The following is a 14232-nucleotide window of genomic DNA, read 5'->3' as shown; positions in this document are numbered from 1 at the left end:
GACGAACCCGCCACATGGGTCCTGAACGGCCACGACAGTGAGCCGGCGGTCCCATGGGCGGGTTTTCCCGCTGGTATAGGGTTGGCCTGTGATCAGGGTAGGTGTGCTGGGCGCCCGCGGGCGCGTCGGCGTCGAAGTGTGCAAGGCGGTCGAGGCGGCTTCCGACATGGAGCTGGTGGCCGCGATCGACAAGGACGACCCCATCGAGGGCCTCGAAGGCGCCGAGGTGGTGGTCGACTTCACCCATCCCGATGTCGTCATGGGCAACCTCGAATGGGCGATCCGGCACGGCATCCACCCGGTGGTGGGCACGACCGGGTTCGACGAGGGGCGGCTGGAGACCGTGCGCGGCTGGCTGGCCGAGTCGCCGGGCACCCACTGCCTGATTGCGCCCAACTTCGGCATCGCGGCCGTGCTCATGATGCACTTCGCGCAGCAGGCGGCCCGCTACTTCGAGTCGGTCGAGATCGTCGAGCTGCACCACCCCAACAAGGCCGACGCGCCGTCCGGCACGGCCCGCCGCACAGCGGAGCTGGTGTCCGAGGCGCGCGCCAAGGCGGGGCTCGGCCAGATGCCCGACGCCACGAGCACGGCGCTCGACGGCGCCCGAGGGGCCGACGTCGGCGGTGTCCCCGTGCACTCCGTGCGGCTGTCCGGGCTCATCGCGCACCAGGAGGTGCTGCTGGGCGGTGAGGGCGAGATCCTCACGATCCGGCACGACTCGATGACCAGGGCGTCGTTCACGCCGGGCGTGCTGCTCGGGGTGCGCCGCGTACGCGAGCTCCCAGGCCTCACCGTGGGCCTCGAGCCGCTCCTCGACCTCTGACCTTCCTGGCCTCGGCAGCGACCTCGGCAGGGGCCGCACACGACGTGCCCACAACCGTACGGTCGCGGGCACGTCGTGAGGAGAGGGTTCCGGCTCCGCACAGCCGGGCCTTACGATCATCAACATTAAAATATGAGCGGCGGGATCCGGCTCCACCATGAGATCGTGTCGGCATGGTGCGATGGGCCGAAGCGGGTGAGCTCCCCGGACTGACCGCGATCGAGCTGGCGGCGGACAAGCTCTTCGAGCAGGTTGACATTGTTTTCCCGCCCGGTACCACCATGATCGAAGAGGTGGACGACCCCCTCAGGGTCCTGGTCGAGGGGACACCTCCCACGGGGTTCGCGCTGATCGGGTGGGTGGACGGCAACCTGCACCTGGAGCAGCTGGCCGTGGATCCCGGTCACATGCGCCAGGGCATCGGCGGGCGGCTGGTCGCGGCGGTGCTCGACCATGCGCGGGCCGCCGGAGCGCCTGCCGTGACGCTGACGACCTACCGCGACGTGCCCTGGAACGCGCCGTGGTACACGCGGCACGGTTTCGCGGTGCTGCCCGAGGAGGAGTGGGGCCCGGAGCTGCGCGCGCTGGTGGAGCACGAGCGGGAGCTGGGCATCGAGATCGCGCCCCGCGTGGTGATGCGCCACTAGGCAGGCTACGGGCGCCGTCCGTGGTCGGGGGTGCGGTTGGCGGCGAACCAGGCGGCGGCGTAGTCGACGGCGGCGGCCAGCGGGAACAACCGGGCCCGCGCCGCGCCGACCGCCCCACACCGTACGTCAACGGCCCGCTCGAAGTCGGCCCCCAGGCGCGCGAAGTCGCTGTCGTCCACCCGCACGTCCTCGAACTCGCACCACGCCCGCCCCTCCCCGTCGTCCACCACGGCGCGGTAGCTGCGGCGCGGCGGGTCCGGGTGGTAGCGGTATTCGGCCAGATGGAACGCGGTGCACCTGTCGTAGCCGACGCCGAGCAGCAGGACGAGGGCGCCGGCCTCGTAGAGCCTGGCCAGCGGGGATCGCTCGCCCAGGAGGCAGTCGCGGGCGTGATCCCCGATGATGTGCGCTGCCCGCGGGCCCACGGCGGCGAAGGACGTCTGCGGGTGCGCGCTGCGGCGGGCGTCCGGTGCGGTGCGGACGCACTCGGGGATCCGGCCCATCCGTACGGACGGGGTGGAGCCGGGGTCGTAGGCGGGCATCCTCGACCGGAAGGCCTCGATCTCCTCCGTCGTCATCCCGGCCACGGCGGCGCGGTAGACCGGGGAGGTGTCGGAGTTGGCCGAGGTGCCGGTGGGCACCGTGAGCGTGCCGTCCGGACCCAGCGACTCCCTGAGCGCCGCGACCACCGTGTGTTCCCCGCCCTCGACCCGGCCGATGCTGCTGAGTGAGGAATGCAGCAGCACGACCTGCCCCGGCTTAACACCCAGAGCGGAGAAATCCCGACTTATGCGGGCATAATTCACCATGACATTCCCTTTTGGGGAGCACACTGACCGGGCACCGCGTCAGCTTAACTTTCGTGCGGCGTGACCATTTCCCGCTTTCCTGCTTTCCCGATTGAGGATGGGTCAGCCGGTCGCGGCGACGTACGCGTCCACCTCGGCCAGATAGGCGTCCTTGAGGTGCCGGGGGAGCCAGGTGATCTCGAAGGCGTTCCGTTCGAGCTGGGCCAGCTCCTCGCGGTTGAGCTGGAGCGCGCCCTGCAGCGCCTCGAGGTTTTCCCCCACGTAACCGGCGAAATAGGCGGGATCGTCGGAGTTGATCGTCACGCGCACGCCCAGGTCCATCAGCTTGCGGATGCCCTCGGCCTTCATCGAGTCGGTGACGTAGCCGTTGGAGATCGGGCAGCAGGTCAGCCCCATGCCCCGCTCCAGGACGACCTCCACGAGCCGCTGGTCCTCCAGGATGTTGACGCCGTGGTCGATGCGGTTGACGCCGATGTCCTCGACGGCCTGGCGGATGTGCTCGATCGAGTTTTCCTGGTCGACGTCGCAGTGCATGGTCAGGAGGTAGCCCTCCTGCCTGGCGCGCTCGTACACGGCCGCGAACTTGACCGGCGGGTTGCCCTTCTCGTCGGAGTCGAGCCCCACGCCCGCGATCCACTCCTTGTACGGCAGCGACTCCAGCAGCGTCGCCATCGCGTATTCGGCCTGGAAGTCACGCAGGAAGCACATGATGAGCTGCGCCCGCACCCCGAGACGCGCCTCCGCGTCCATCAGCGCCCGCCGCAGCCCGCGGATCACCACGTCGAACGGCACGCCGCGCGAGGTGTGGGCCTGCGGATCGAAGAAGATCTCGGCGTAGCGGACGTTCTGCTCGGCGGCCTTGCGCAGGTAGGCCATGGCCAGGTCGTAGAAGTCGGGCTCGGTCCGCAGGACCTGCATGCCCTCGTAGTAGACCGTGAGGAAGGACGGCAGGCTGTCGAAGGCGTAGGCGGCCCGCATCTCCTCGACGGACGAGTACGGCAGCTCCAGGCCGTTGCGCCCGGCCAGCTCGAACTTGAGCTCGGGCTCCAGTGTGCCCTCGATGTGCAGATGCAGCTCGCACTTGGGCAGTCCCGCGATGAAGTCCTTCACACGCCCAAGCTTAGAAGACGATCGCCAGCCCCACGGCGAACAGGAGCCCGTACGCCATCTGCAGCTTGCCCGTCTGCTGCAGCACCGCGATCAGCGCGGGGCCGACGGCCTTGCCCAGCACGGTCCTGATCGGGGGGATCGCCAGCGGCGCGGCCAGCAGCACGAGCGCGGCCCACGGCGTCACCGGGACCATCGCCAGCGCCACCACGAACGGCACCACCTGGCAGGCCACATAGAGCGCCCGGGTGCGCTCGGCCCCCAGCACCACGGCCAGCGTGCGCTTGCCGGCCTGGCCGTCCGTGCCGACGTCGCGCAGGTTGTTGACCACGAGCATCGAGCACGAGAGCAGCCCCACCGGGATCGAGGCGAAGAACGCCGGCCAGCTCAGCGACTCGGTCTGCACGTATGCCGTGCCCATCACAGGCACGATCCCGAAGAACACGAACACGGCTATCTCGCCGAGCCCGCGGTAGCCGTACGGGCGCTTGCCGCCGGTGTAGAACCAGGCGGCCGCGATGCACGCCGCTCCCACCAGCAGGATCCACCACGCCCGCGTGACGACGACCAGGATCAGCCCCAGCACCGCCGCGACCGCGAAGCAGCCCAGCGCGGCGACCAGCACGTCACGCGGGCTCGCCGCCCGCGAGCCCACCAGCCGCATCGGGCCGACCCGCTGGTCGTCGGTGCCGCGGACGCCGTCGCTGTAGTCGTTGGCGTAGTTGACGCCGATCTGCAGCGACAGCGCCACGAACAGCGCCAGGACCGCCCGCCACCACACGAAGCCGCCCTCGCCGATCGCCACGCCCGTGCCCACCATGACGGGCACGACGGCGTTCGGGAGGGTGCGCGGGCGGGCGCCCGCGATCCACTGGCCAGGGGTTGCCATGTCTGTCGTTCGTCCTCTAGCTGATGTCCGTCGTGAGCCTGATCATCCGGATCGGACGGCCCATGTCGAGCACGCGTTCGGCCATGTCCTCGCCCCAGCCGGCCGACTCCAGGAAGCCCAGCACCGCGTAGTTGTCGGCGAACACCCAGGTGACGATCTGCCGGAAGCCGTCCTCACGCAGGTAGTCGACGGTCGCGTTGAGCAGCCGGCTGCCGTGGCCCCGGCGTACGAAATCGGGGTCGACCAGCAGCGTCAGCATCTCGGCCACCACGGTGGGATCCAGGTCGGGATCCTCGGCGGGAGCGTGTGAGGCCAGCCCGACCACGCGTTCGCCACCCCGGGGGGTGGTCAGGGCGGCGCTGCCGCCCGCGCCCAGGGCGGGGAAGCCCTCGGTGTCGAGGATGGTCTCCACCGCCACCAGCACCCGGTGCCTGGGGGTGGGCGGGGCCACGATCGCCTCGTCCCACTGGCGCAGCCACATCTTCTCGGCCGCCGCGCCTGTCATCTGCTCGAGTGGCCCCTCGGGAAGGAAATCCCGATAGCCATAGCGCCAGGCGCGGATCTGACAATTCGCAACCTGGAGCACATCCTCGCGCCGGGCCGCCCGGACGCCTACGTCTGCCATCTCGGCCCGCTCCTTCGCCTGCCGTCCATGCCACAAGGCACGAGTTACACCGTATCGGTGTTTGACCCTTGGAGACGACGCGAACCCCTCTTCGCCGCCGATCTCGCCCAGAGCTTCCTCAGCCGGTTCGAGTCACCTCAGCCAACGCCCCGGCGAGTCGCCGCACCCCCTCGTGCAACTCGGCCAGATGGGCGGCGGCGATGTGCGTCACTCGGATCCTCGGCCCCGGCGGCTCCGACGGGTAGTACAGCCTGCCCGGACTCACCAGCGCGCCGTTCCGCCTGGCGGCCTCGACCAGCGCGTTCTCGTCGACCTCGGCGGGCAGGCGCACCCACAGGTGCATCCCGCCGATGGGCAGCAGGTGCACCTCCGCCCGTGGCATGTGGGTGGCGAGCGCGGCCGCGAGGGCGTCGCGCCTGGTCCTGATCTCGCTGTGCACGGCCGCCAGATGCCGCTGCCAGGCCGGCGACCCCACGAACTCCAGCGCCGTCTCCTGCAGCGGCCGCGCCACGAAGAACGACTCCACGAGCTGGCTGGCCCGCAGCCGGCGCGCGGCCGGCCCCCTGGCGATCACGGCCGCCACCCGCATGCTCGGCGACAGGATCTTCGTCAGCGATCTCACGTGGACGACGGTGCCGTGCTGGTCCATGGAGGCCAGGGACGCCGGCGCCTGCTCGGTCAGGTACCGCGCGAAGTCGTCCTCGACCACGAACGCCCCCGCCGCCCTGGCCACCTGCAACACCTGCTCCCTGCGCTCCACCGGCAGGGTGGCCCCCGTCGGGTTCTGCAGGGTGGGCTGGCAGAAGAAGACCCTCGCGCCCGTGACGGCGAACGCCTCGGCCAGCAGCTCAGGACGTACGCCGTCCCGGTCGACGGGCACGGCCGTGGGCCGCAGCCCGGCCGCCCTGGCCGCTGCGAGCGCGCCCGGGTAGGTGGGCGTCTCGACCAGCACCGGCGTGCCCGGAGCCGCCAGCGCCCGGAACGCATGGGTGAGCGCCGCCTGCCCCCCGCTCACGATCAGCGCGTCGGCGGCGGTCACGTCGCCCCCGGTCTGCCTCGCGAACCACCTGCGCAGCTCCTGAAGGCCCGCCAGGGGCGGCATGGCCCACGCGTCCGGCCTGCGTACCGCCCGCGCCGCCGCGGCCCCCAGCTGCCTGTCCGGCCGCAGGCCCGCCGGCAGATACCCGCCGGTGAGGGGTACGACCCCTTCGGCCGCCGCCCCCAGCAGCGTCGCCACGGGCTCCTCGTCGACCACCCGGTCCCCGAGCGCCACGGTCTGCCACGAGAGATCGACCGGCTCCTGCGCGGCGGCCACCTGAGGGGTCACGAACACCCCGCTGCCGGGCCGCGCGACCACCCTGCCCTCGGCGGCCAGCTGCCCGATGGCCCTGGACACGGTGACGGGGGAGACGTTGTGCCGCCGCATGATCTCCCGGCTGGACGGCAGCCGCGCCCCGGGTCCCGCCCGGCCGGCCTCTTCGCGCAGTATCGCGGCGATCTGGGCGATACTGCTATCGTTGTCCATGAAGAGACAGAATAGCGCTACTGCTCCTGATGGAGTAGCACTCCCTCCCGTTCTGGATCGCGCCGCGCAGGGCACCTCGCTGGCTTTCCTGGGCGTTCTGGCCTTCTCCGGCTCCTTCCCCGCCACCGTTTTTGCCATGGAGGGCTTCCATCCGTGGCTGGTGGCGATCGGCCGCGCAGGCGTAGCCGGATTTATCGCGCTGATTTGCCTTAAATTTGCAAAAATCCCGATAATTCCGCAAAAGCGTGATTGGCCGTCGTACGCGCTCATCTCGCTGGGTGTGGTCTTCGGCTTCCCCGTCTTCAGCGGCCTGGCCCTGGCCCTGGGCGCCAGCACGTCGCACGCCGCCGTCGTGATAGCCCTCCTCCCGGCCGCCACCGCCGCCTGCGCCGTCGTCAGGGCGGCGGAACGCCCCCGTCCGCTCTTCTGGGTGGCCTGCGCGGCGGGCGCCCTGGCCATCACGGCCTTCACCCTCACCCAGCACCAGGGCACGCCCACCTGGCCCGACCTGCTCCTGGTGGGCGCGCTGCTGTCGGCCGCGATCGGCTACACGGAGGGCGGGCGGCTGTCCAGGCGGACCCCGGGCTGGCAGGTCATCTCCCACACCCTCGTCCTCTCGCTCCCCCTCACCGTCCCCGTGACCGTGGCGCTGGCCCTCCTCACCCCCATCACGCCGACTCCCCACGCGATAGCGGGCTTCGCGTACGTGTCCCTGATCTCGATGTTCCTCGGCTTCATCCCCTGGTACGCGGGTCTGGCGCGGGGCGGCATCGCCCGGGCCGGGCAGACGCAGCTCACCCAGCCCCTCCTCACCCTGCTCTGGGCCTGGTTCCTGATGGGGGAGCGGTTCGGCCCGGCCACGGTGGCCACCGCGCTGGCCGTGCTCGTGTGCGTGGCCGTCACCCAGCGTGCCCGTACTTGAAAGGCGTGACGCCTGCACGCAGGATGGGAGAGGAGGTGTCACAACAATGGCGGACCTCACGATCCCAGAGGGCGGCTTCTGGCCCGCGCCGGAGATCCCGCAGCCCAACATCTATCCCATGGAGTGGCGGGTAGAGACCGAGAAACTCGCCGCGATCTACGAGAAGTCCAAGCGCGTGGTCTGGAACCCGGCCGACCTGCCCTGGGACGGCCTGGACCCGGACGACTTCACCCGGGAGCAGCGGCTGGGAATCATGTACTGGTTCGCGGTCCTGGCGAACTTCGACGCTTCGGGGCCGGCGGTGTTCGCCCGCGCCACGATCCAGGCCTTCGAAAAGCACGAAGAGGACCCGGTCAGGAAGTGCTTCTTCTCGATCACCCGTGACGAGATGAACCACGAGGAATGCTGCCAGCGCACCATCGCCAAACTGTGGCCCGGCGGCCCGCTCGACTGGACCCCGTCGGACGATCTCGAAAGGGCCGCCCACAACAACATCGGCTGGCTCTACCACAATGGCGGCCGCTACTGGACCGGCTACACCTCCGCCGTCGGGAAATATTCGCTGCCGGTCCTCTTCACCAGCTTCATGATGGGGGAAATGGCCGCCTCGACGCTGTTCAGAGGAATGTCGTCGGGCACGCAGCATCCGGTCTTCAGCGAGATGTTCCAGCGAATAGGCAGGGACGAGTCCCGCCATCTGCAAATCTGCATGACCATTCTGGAGAACGAATGGCCGGGGCTCACCGACGAGACCCGCACCCTCATCACCCGCCAGCTCAGAGCGGGCTTCGTGTTTCTCAGCATGATTCTGTGGGAGCCGCCCGGGGGTTTCTGGGAGTTGCCGCCGTACTTCCTGCCCAACCACCGCGTTCTCATGGACCACGCCAGGCAGGCGGGCCTGGGCGTGCTGTCGTACGAGGAACAGGCGGAGAACTGGCGCGTGGCCATGGCCAGGATCCGCGCGATCGTGGAACGCTGGGGCATCGCCTTCCCCGCCATTCCCGAGCTGGACCTGGAAGGCGTAGAAGTGGACTTCATCGATCCGGAGGACATCATCCCGGTCTTCTAATATGCGTCCTATGTGGCCACGCATCGACGGACTCAGGGTTCTGGAGTTGGGCACGCCCGGCGAGTTCCGTACCCAGTTGACCGACCTTACTTTGGCGGGCGAGAAAACGGCCACGGCCGGTCTGCTGCCCCTCGACTACCACGCCGAGGGGGAGGAGGTGGAGCACGTCGGCGAGCGCCTGGTCCTCGTGGACGACGCGGGTGCGCAAGTGGCCGAGATAGAGATGACGCGGGTGGAGCTGACCCCGTTCGCGGCGGTCACCTGGGAGTTCGCCCAGGCCGAAGGCGAGGGCTTCCGCTCGGTGGAGCACTGGCGCGAGGGGCACCGCCGCTACTGGAAGAGCCAGGGGTACGAGGTGGACGACTCGACCATGGTGGTGTGCCTGTGGTTTCGCGTCGTGGATCAGGAAGGCGGCCGGCGCTCCTCGGGCGCGACGTAACTGCCGCGGTGCGGGACGGTGAACACCCATCCCTGCTCCCGCAGCAGCGCAATGGCCCGCCGTACGGTCTCGCGGGCGGCGCCGTACTGGCGCACCAGCGTCACCTCGCGCGGCAGCGGCCGGTGCGCGACCAGCTCGCCGGCCTTGATGCGGTTCCTGATTTCGTCGGCGATCTGCTGGTAGAGCGGAATCTGCTCGGCCCCTTCGCCGGGGGAGCTGACGAATGTGCCCTCGCCTTGGCGAGTGTGGACCAGCCCTTGGTTGCGCAGCACCCGAATCGCCCGGCGCGCCGTGGTCCGGGCCACCCGGAACTCCCGCTGGATCCCCGCCTCGCTGATCACGAGATCCCCTGGGGAGAGCTTGCCGGTTATGCGTGACTTGAGGACTTCGCTGATCTGAAGATAGAGGTACGTGTCCCCCGAGCGATCCAGCACGTCTCAATGATATACAAGCGGCCTGACATGGGAGGGGGATTAAGAATCCCTATTCCTGGGCCACTTTTCCGGCTCATTCACAAAAGTGCCCCTATAAGGGACGGTGAACACCCATCCCTGCTCCCTGAGATGCGCGACCGCCTGCCGCACCGTCACCTTGGCTACGCCGTATTGCCGCATCATCACTTTCTCGCCGGGAATAGCCCGGTTCGGCGAGAGCTCGCCCTGGACGATACGCGTGGACACCTCCGTGGAGATCTGCTGATACAGCGGCACCTTCCTGGGTGAACGCGGCGTCCCCGGCCGGCCGACGAACGTCCCCTCACCCTGAATGGTGTGCGCGAGCCCCTGCTCCCGCAGCTCACGAGCCACCCGCCGGGCTGTGGTGCGCGCGATGTCGTAGTCCTTCTCGAGCGTCGCCTCACTGGGCACCGGATCGCCGGCTTTGAGCTCACCCCGCTCGATCTGATCGCGGACCAGGTCAGCGACCTGCTTGTAGATAGGCACGGGACCTTCGCGATCTAACACGGTACGGATCGTAGACGAAACCGTACATACCTGCACAAGGAAAACGTCTAGTGGAAGGGTGGATACGTGCTCTAAACATACGGACCCTGCATGACGCGAGAACCGACGGCTATCCGGGAAGCGCTATCGGTGACTCCGGCCGGTGCCTCCTCGATCGCCACGCCCGGCCTTACCACCAAGCAACAGAAAACCGGTGACTCCGGATCGCGCATCACGAAATCGGAGCAACTCGGCTGGGTGACGACTCGCCGACACCGGGCATTCGCTGGCAGTGGGCACTCGCCGGCAGTAGGCACTCACGGGACGTGGGCACTCACGGGGGCGTGGGCACTCACGGGGGCGTGGGCACTCACGGGGGCGTGGGCGCTCACCGGACGCAGGCACCTGCTGGACATGAGCACTCGTCGGACTCGGGCACTCGTCGGACTCGGGCACTCATCGTCAGTGGGGAGTTGCTGGCAGTGTGGGCTTGCCGCCAGGGGACATGCCGCCGGAGGACTTGCCGGCAGGGGACTTGCCGGCAGGGGGACTTATCGACAGCGGGGGTTTGCTGGCAGTTGCGGCGACTCGCTGGGCATCCACGGCGACCCGCTGGGCCCGCCGCAACGCGACCCTCTTCCATCCCGTCGGCAACGCGCCCCCGGTGACTCGCTGGGCCAGCCGCGGCGAAGATCCCTTCCCACGTCCACTGTCGTATGAGCGGAGATCGGTTTCCTCGCTCGCCGCCGTATGAGCCCATCCCCCGTCCCCGACATCGCTCACTGGGTCCAGTCACAAGGCGCCCCTCCTCCATGACGCCGGCAACATGCCCCCGGCGACCTCCCTCGCCTAGTGAGGCGCCGCACTTACCCAAGGACGCAGCGAGGCACAAGGCGCAGTAGGGCACAAGGCGCAGTAGGGCACAAGGCGCAGTAGGGCTATCGGACGCTCTCGTGCGAGGGCCACTTTCCGGGCTCATTCACATAAGTCCCTCTATAAGGAACAGTGAACACCCAACCCTGCTCCCTGAGATGCGCAATGGCCTTCCGGACCGTGACCCTGGCAACCCCATGCCGCAGCATCAAGGTCGCATCACTCGCTATCGAACAGTTCGGCCGGAGCTTACCGCGCCTGATTTTCGCAGCGATATCATGAGCGATATCCAGATAGAGGGCCCTCTTCGCCCTTATCCGAGGAATACCGATAGGCCCAACAAAGGTGCCTTGGCCTTGCACGGTGTGGACAAGACGACGCTCGCGCAGCTCCCGAACCACGTTGCGTGCGGTCGATCGCGCGACACCGAACCTCGCCTCCAACGCCGCCTCACTCGGCACGGCCTCGCCGGCTCGCAACCGCCCGCCGACGATCTGCTGCTGGATCGCGTCGGCAATCTGTACGTAGATCGGGACCGGCCCGTCGCGGTCGAGCATGATCACAGCGTAGACGTCTGGATACAAGCAGGCGAGCACAGTCAGTCCTGGGGCCACGACTCCTTCGGCGACACGTAACTGCCGCGCTGCGCAACGGTATAGATCCACCCTTGCTCCCGCAGGAGCGCCATCGCGCGCCGCACAGTCTCCCGAGCCACGTCGTACTGCTCCACCAACGCCGACTCACCCGGTATGGAGCGCCGAGGCAAGAAATGTCCCTCCTTGATCTGCTCGGCGATGTCCGTCGCGATCTGTTGGTATAGAGGGACTTTCCGCTGCTTACGAGGCGCTTCGTCTGGCCCGCCGACAAAGGTCCCTTCGCCCTGAACGGTGTAGATGAGCCCTTCCTCGCGAAGTACGTGCACCGCCCGCCTGGCAGTGGTCCTGGCGACGCCGAACTCCTGCTGGATGTCCGCCTCGCTCGGCACCGGGTGTCCGGACGCGAGCCCGGAGACTCGTCGCCGAAGGATCTCGGCGATCTGGAGGTAGATGTGGGTGTCCCCGTCATAGTCGAGCACGCCTGCAACTTAGACCAACAGGTGCAAGACCTCCCATATTGTGCTGTCTATATAGACAGAGCATCCCTACTCACTAGACAAGAGGAGACGACCAGACGTACTGTTCAACCGTGCCCAAGCCCCTCGACTGGCCCTGCTGCCAGATTGCGGCCCACGTGCCGGACCCACAGCCCGATCACGCCGTCATCAAGTGGTATCCCTCGTCGCCGCGCGCCGTACGTGTGAGAGTCCGGGATTACACGTGCGCTTGTAAGCCGACGTTCTACGAGCTGTGCCAGAGCGGCGGCCAGTACTTCATCCGCAGAACTCGTCGCTTTCGTCAAAAGGTGCTGATCGAGGAAAGTCTCTGGAACACCCAGGCAAGCGTGCTGGCTATCTGGACCAGCCTGCTGGACGGCACGGGACGGTAAGAACAACGGTTCTGTCCCGTAATCGGTGGTGGCGCTGGGTGATCCATTGCAGCAGGACGCGGTGGCGCAGAAGGTCGAACCCGCCACGGCCGTGCATCTGTCACATGATGCTCTTGGTCTTGGTGTTCACACTCTCGGGCGCACCGTTGTGAAAGGGCAAGGTGACGGCATCGTGGTCCTGGTCAAGGCCGCGGATGAAGGAGTGCAGGTGAGGCAGATGGGTGGCGTCGGCTGCGGGGATCCACGCATCGAGACGATCAGCATTGCCTTCGCGTGGCCGGAGCAGGTCGGCGAAGCTGCGGATGAGTCCCGCCAGGTCGATCATCTCCGGGCAGGCGACGGTGGGGTCGTCCAGCAGGCTCCGGTGCTCTTCGCTGAGGATGCCGGGCCGGGTGAGCAGCAGTCGGGCAAAGCGGCGCGGGGAGATGGGCAGGCGGTCGACTTCGACGCTGCGGCCTTGGGCGAATGCAGCGGTAGAGAGGTGCTTACCCGTTCTGCAGGGGCGGTCCGGTTTTGGCCGCAGCAGGCGCTTTGGGCGGTGACTTCTTTCAGAACCGCCTCGGCCGAAGTTGTGCCGCAGGGTACTGGTGGGCCGCTGACGAGGTGCCTGCTGAGCAGGTCCTGTTCCAGCGGCCCCCAGCCCGAACGACGCATGCGACTTATCACCGCACGTCGCTCTCCAGTGACTACTCCGTGAGTGCTGGGGCAGGGTTCTTGCCGTGGATGTCCGCGTGACAGTTTCCGCAGACCACGAGGGTTTTGCGGTGACGCGCGGCCATGAGATCTGCCCATGGCGGCCGCTCTCCCGCTCGTCCGAGATCAGCGAGTCTGGCGACGTGGTGGACTTCCACCTGGTCGACATGTCCGCATGCCTCGCATCGTCCGGCCAAGAGCCGGGTGACCAGCTCCTTGCGTTTGATGTTGACCGGGGGCAGCCGACGGTCGGTGATGACCGTCTTCTTGTTCTGTCTCAGCAGGATCCCGCCGAATCGTCCGACCAGTGGCTTCCTGCCGACGCGTTCGACGCGGGCCTCGAAGCACTTGCGCAGCCCGTGCGGTGTGGCGATGGTGGCCGCGTACTTGCGGGCCATCTTCGACACCGTCGAGCGGTGCTTGTTGGCCAACGTCATCAGCATCGAGGTCTCCATGACCCATTGCAGCCGGGCGAGTCGGAAGACGTCGCCGGCCAGCAGGTAGCACTGGACGATGCCGCGGTATTCGGACCCGAAGGTGCTGATGATGACATGGTCGTCTTGGTTCAGCAGTTCGGGCCGACGCGCGGGTTTTCCGCGCTGCATATACTGGGCCTGCTTGGCCACCACCACCGAGCGAGGGACACGCAGACCGATCGTCCCGTTGAGGGATCGCCGTCTGCCGGAGACCTTGCGGTCGTTGTGGTGCACGGTGATGTCGTAGCCGAGGAACCTCGCCGCCCCGGTGCGGGCGTGCGTGATGAGCGTCTTGTCCGGTGACAGTTCCAGCTTGAGGTCGTCACGCAGGAACTGCGCCAGGCGCTGTTTGATTTCCTCTGCTTCTGCCTTTGGTCCGGCGAACCCGAGGAGGGTGTCGTCGGCATAGCGCACATACCGCAGCCGCCGATAGCCGGGATCCTGCGGATCCAGACTGGGCATGCTATGGAGTTGTCTACGCAGCTCGCGCACTGCCGTGCGGTCACCGCGCTTGCTCGCGCGCTGCATCGCGCCCCATATTCGATAGAAGGCGCGATTGCTTTTCCTGACCTTTCCTCGGGTGTATTGAGGGATCAGAGTCTGCTCGACAAATTCATCCAACTTATGCAGGTAGATGTTGGACAAGATAGGAGAAACAACCCCGCCTTGCGGGCTCCCGCTGTGCGTGGCGTTCCATGCCCAATCCTCCATGTATCCGGCTTTCAGCATGTTCCGCATCAGCCGCAGAAACCGGTTATCGTGAATCTTCTCACCCAGGGTTCGGAGCATGACCTCGTGGTCAAGCCGGTCGAAGCACTGAGCGATATCTCCCTCGATGAACCACGTCGACCCCGTCCAGGTATGTGCCACATCGCGTAAGGCGGTGTGGCAGCCTCGGCGGGGACG

The 14232-nt window shown here is 67.6% G+C and carries 16 protein-coding genes and 1 pseudogene; 6 read left to right on the top strand and 11 right to left on the bottom strand.

Going from position 1 to position 14232, the window contains the following annotated elements; all coding sequences use genetic code 11:
* The first annotated feature begins 88 nt into the window (after positions 1 to 88).
* Together dapB and ACWDRB_RS18865 are read left to right on the top strand one after the other, a co-directional pair.
* Positions 89 to 826, top strand: coding sequence for a 4-hydroxy-tetrahydrodipicolinate reductase (gene dapB, locus ACWDRB_RS18870; protein WP_350724657.1), 738 nt, complete (start codon positions 89 to 91; stop codon positions 824 to 826).
* Between the two features lie 173 nt (positions 827 to 999).
* On the top strand, positions 1000 to 1473 hold the full coding sequence (locus ACWDRB_RS18865; RefSeq protein ID WP_449895372.1) for a GNAT family N-acetyltransferase: 474 nt from the start codon (positions 1000 to 1002) through the stop codon (positions 1471 to 1473).
* A gap of 5 nt (positions 1474 to 1478) precedes the next feature.
* Here ACWDRB_RS18865 and ACWDRB_RS18860 read toward each other — a convergent pair whose 3' ends face one another.
* The 5 genes from ACWDRB_RS18860 to ACWDRB_RS18840 all read right to left on the bottom strand — a co-directional run bounded on the left by ACWDRB_RS18860 (position 1479) and on the right by ACWDRB_RS18840 (position 6428).
* Positions 1479 to 2219 carry an aminoglycoside N(3)-acetyltransferase gene (locus ACWDRB_RS18860; protein ID WP_449895370.1) on the bottom strand — a complete coding sequence of 247 codons (741 nt, stop codon included), beginning with the start codon at positions 2217 to 2219 and terminating at the stop codon, positions 1479 to 1481.
* Between the two features lie 165 nt (positions 2220 to 2384).
* A complete protein-coding gene (locus tag ACWDRB_RS18855) occupies positions 2385 to 3392 on the bottom strand; it encodes an adenosine deaminase (protein ID WP_350724663.1) in 1008 nt (335 codons plus the stop codon).
* 10 nt (positions 3393 to 3402) lie between these two features.
* Entirely contained in the window at positions 3403 to 4278 is an 876-nt protein-coding gene (locus ACWDRB_RS18850) for a 1,4-dihydroxy-2-naphthoate polyprenyltransferase (protein ID WP_449895367.1), read from the bottom strand.
* A gap of 16 nt (positions 4279 to 4294) precedes the next feature.
* Complete coding sequence (locus tag ACWDRB_RS18845; RefSeq protein WP_350724665.1) at positions 4295 to 4783, bottom strand: GNAT family N-acetyltransferase; 489 nt, start codon at positions 4781 to 4783, stop codon at positions 4295 to 4297.
* A gap of 238 nt (positions 4784 to 5021) precedes the next feature.
* Positions 5022 to 6428 carry an aminotransferase-like domain-containing protein gene (locus tag ACWDRB_RS18840; protein ID WP_350724667.1) on the bottom strand — a complete coding sequence of 469 codons (1407 nt, stop codon included), beginning with the start codon at positions 6426 to 6428 and terminating at the stop codon, positions 5022 to 5024.
* Between ACWDRB_RS18840 and ACWDRB_RS18835 the strand changes: the two genes are divergently transcribed.
* The 3 genes from ACWDRB_RS18835 to ACWDRB_RS18825 are packed head-to-tail and all read left to right on the top strand — an operon-like array spanning position 6328 to position 8858.
* Positions 6328 to 7350, top strand: coding sequence for a DMT family transporter (locus ACWDRB_RS18835; RefSeq protein ID WP_449895364.1), 1023 nt, complete (start codon positions 6328 to 6330; stop codon positions 7348 to 7350). The two genes, ACWDRB_RS18840 and ACWDRB_RS18835, sit on opposite strands and share 101 nt — an antisense overlap.
* 46 nt (positions 7351 to 7396) lie before the next feature.
* Positions 7397 to 8419 (top strand): hypothetical protein, encoded by a 1023-nt coding sequence (locus tag ACWDRB_RS18830; protein WP_350724671.1) that lies wholly within the window; start codon positions 7397 to 7399, stop codon positions 8417 to 8419.
* Positions 8420 to 8429: 10 nt separating this feature from the next.
* A complete protein-coding gene (locus tag ACWDRB_RS18825; RefSeq protein ID WP_449895362.1) occupies positions 8430 to 8858 on the top strand; it encodes an ASCH domain-containing protein in 429 nt (142 codons plus the stop codon).
* Here ACWDRB_RS18825 and ACWDRB_RS18820 read toward each other — a convergent pair.
* From ACWDRB_RS18820 to ACWDRB_RS18805, 4 genes are all read right to left on the bottom strand, one after another.
* Positions 8822 to 9292 (bottom strand): GntR family transcriptional regulator, encoded by a 471-nt coding sequence (locus tag ACWDRB_RS18820; protein ID WP_449895360.1) that lies wholly within the window; start codon positions 9290 to 9292, stop codon positions 8822 to 8824. The two genes, ACWDRB_RS18825 and ACWDRB_RS18820, sit on opposite strands and share 37 nt — an antisense overlap.
* Before the next feature lie 39 nt (positions 9293 to 9331).
* On the bottom strand, positions 9332 to 9820 hold the full coding sequence (locus tag ACWDRB_RS18815) for a GntR family transcriptional regulator (RefSeq protein ID WP_350724676.1): 489 nt from the start codon (positions 9818 to 9820) through the stop codon (positions 9332 to 9334).
* A gap of 917 nt (positions 9821 to 10737) precedes the next feature.
* Positions 10738 to 11229: a GntR family transcriptional regulator gene (locus ACWDRB_RS18810; protein WP_449895358.1), complete on the bottom strand. Its 492-nt coding sequence runs from the start codon at positions 11227 to 11229 to the stop codon at positions 10738 to 10740.
* Between the two features lie 41 nt (positions 11230 to 11270).
* Positions 11271 to 11747, bottom strand: a complete 477-nt coding sequence (locus tag ACWDRB_RS18805; protein WP_449895356.1) for a GntR family transcriptional regulator — start codon at positions 11745 to 11747, stop codon at positions 11271 to 11273.
* Between the two features lie 110 nt (positions 11748 to 11857).
* Between ACWDRB_RS18805 and ACWDRB_RS18800 the strand changes: the two genes are divergently transcribed.
* Positions 11858 to 12157 (top strand): hypothetical protein, encoded by a 300-nt coding sequence (locus tag ACWDRB_RS18800; protein ID WP_449895354.1) that lies wholly within the window; start codon positions 11858 to 11860, stop codon positions 12155 to 12157.
* 100 nt (positions 12158 to 12257) lie between these two features.
* On the opposite strand, the pseudogene ACWDRB_RS18795 reads toward ACWDRB_RS18800, so the two are convergent.
* Both ACWDRB_RS18795 and ACWDRB_RS18790 read right to left on the bottom strand, forming a co-directional pair.
* A pseudogene (locus ACWDRB_RS18795) lies at positions 12258 to 12617 on the bottom strand (ISL3 family transposase); the annotation flags it as partial.
* Between the two features lie 226 nt (positions 12618 to 12843).
* Positions 12844 to 14196, bottom strand: a complete 1353-nt coding sequence (locus tag ACWDRB_RS18790) for a reverse transcriptase domain-containing protein (protein ID WP_449895352.1) — start codon at positions 14194 to 14196, stop codon at positions 12844 to 12846.
* Positions 14197 to 14232 lie beyond the last annotated feature (36 nt).

It is taken from the genome of Nonomuraea sp. NPDC003707 (assembly GCF_053587055.1).
This window is presented reverse-complemented; position numbering and strand designations above follow the sequence as displayed.

What these genes read in the sequence shown, in the direction of transcription:
- ACWDRB_RS18865 (WP_449895372.1), top strand. Translation starts at nt 1,000, where the DNA reads ATGGTGCGATGGGCCGAAGCGGGTGAGCTCCCCGGACTGACCGCGATC.
- ACWDRB_RS18850 (WP_449895367.1), bottom strand. Translation starts at nt 4,278, where the DNA reads ATGGCAACCCCTGGCCAGTGGATCGCGGGCGCCCGCCCGCGCACCCTC.
- ACWDRB_RS18845 (WP_350724665.1), bottom strand. Translation starts at nt 4,783, where the DNA reads ATGACAGGCGCGGCGGCCGAGAAGATGTGGCTGCGCCAGTGGGACGAG.
- ACWDRB_RS18835 (WP_449895364.1), top strand. Translation starts at nt 6,328, where the DNA reads ATGATCTCCCGGCTGGACGGCAGCCGCGCCCCGGGTCCCGCCCGGCCG.
- ACWDRB_RS18840 (WP_350724667.1), bottom strand. Translation starts at nt 6,428, where the DNA reads ATGGACAACGATAGCAGTATCGCCCAGATCGCCGCGATACTGCGCGAA.
- ACWDRB_RS18830 (WP_350724671.1), top strand. Translation starts at nt 7,397, where the DNA reads ATGGCGGACCTCACGATCCCAGAGGGCGGCTTCTGGCCCGCGCCGGAG.
- ACWDRB_RS18825 (WP_449895362.1), top strand. Translation starts at nt 8,430, where the DNA reads ATGTGGCCACGCATCGACGGACTCAGGGTTCTGGAGTTGGGCACGCCC.
- ACWDRB_RS18810 (WP_449895358.1), bottom strand. Translation starts at nt 11,229, where the DNA reads ATGCTCGACCGCGACGGGCCGGTCCCGATCTACGTACAGATTGCCGAC.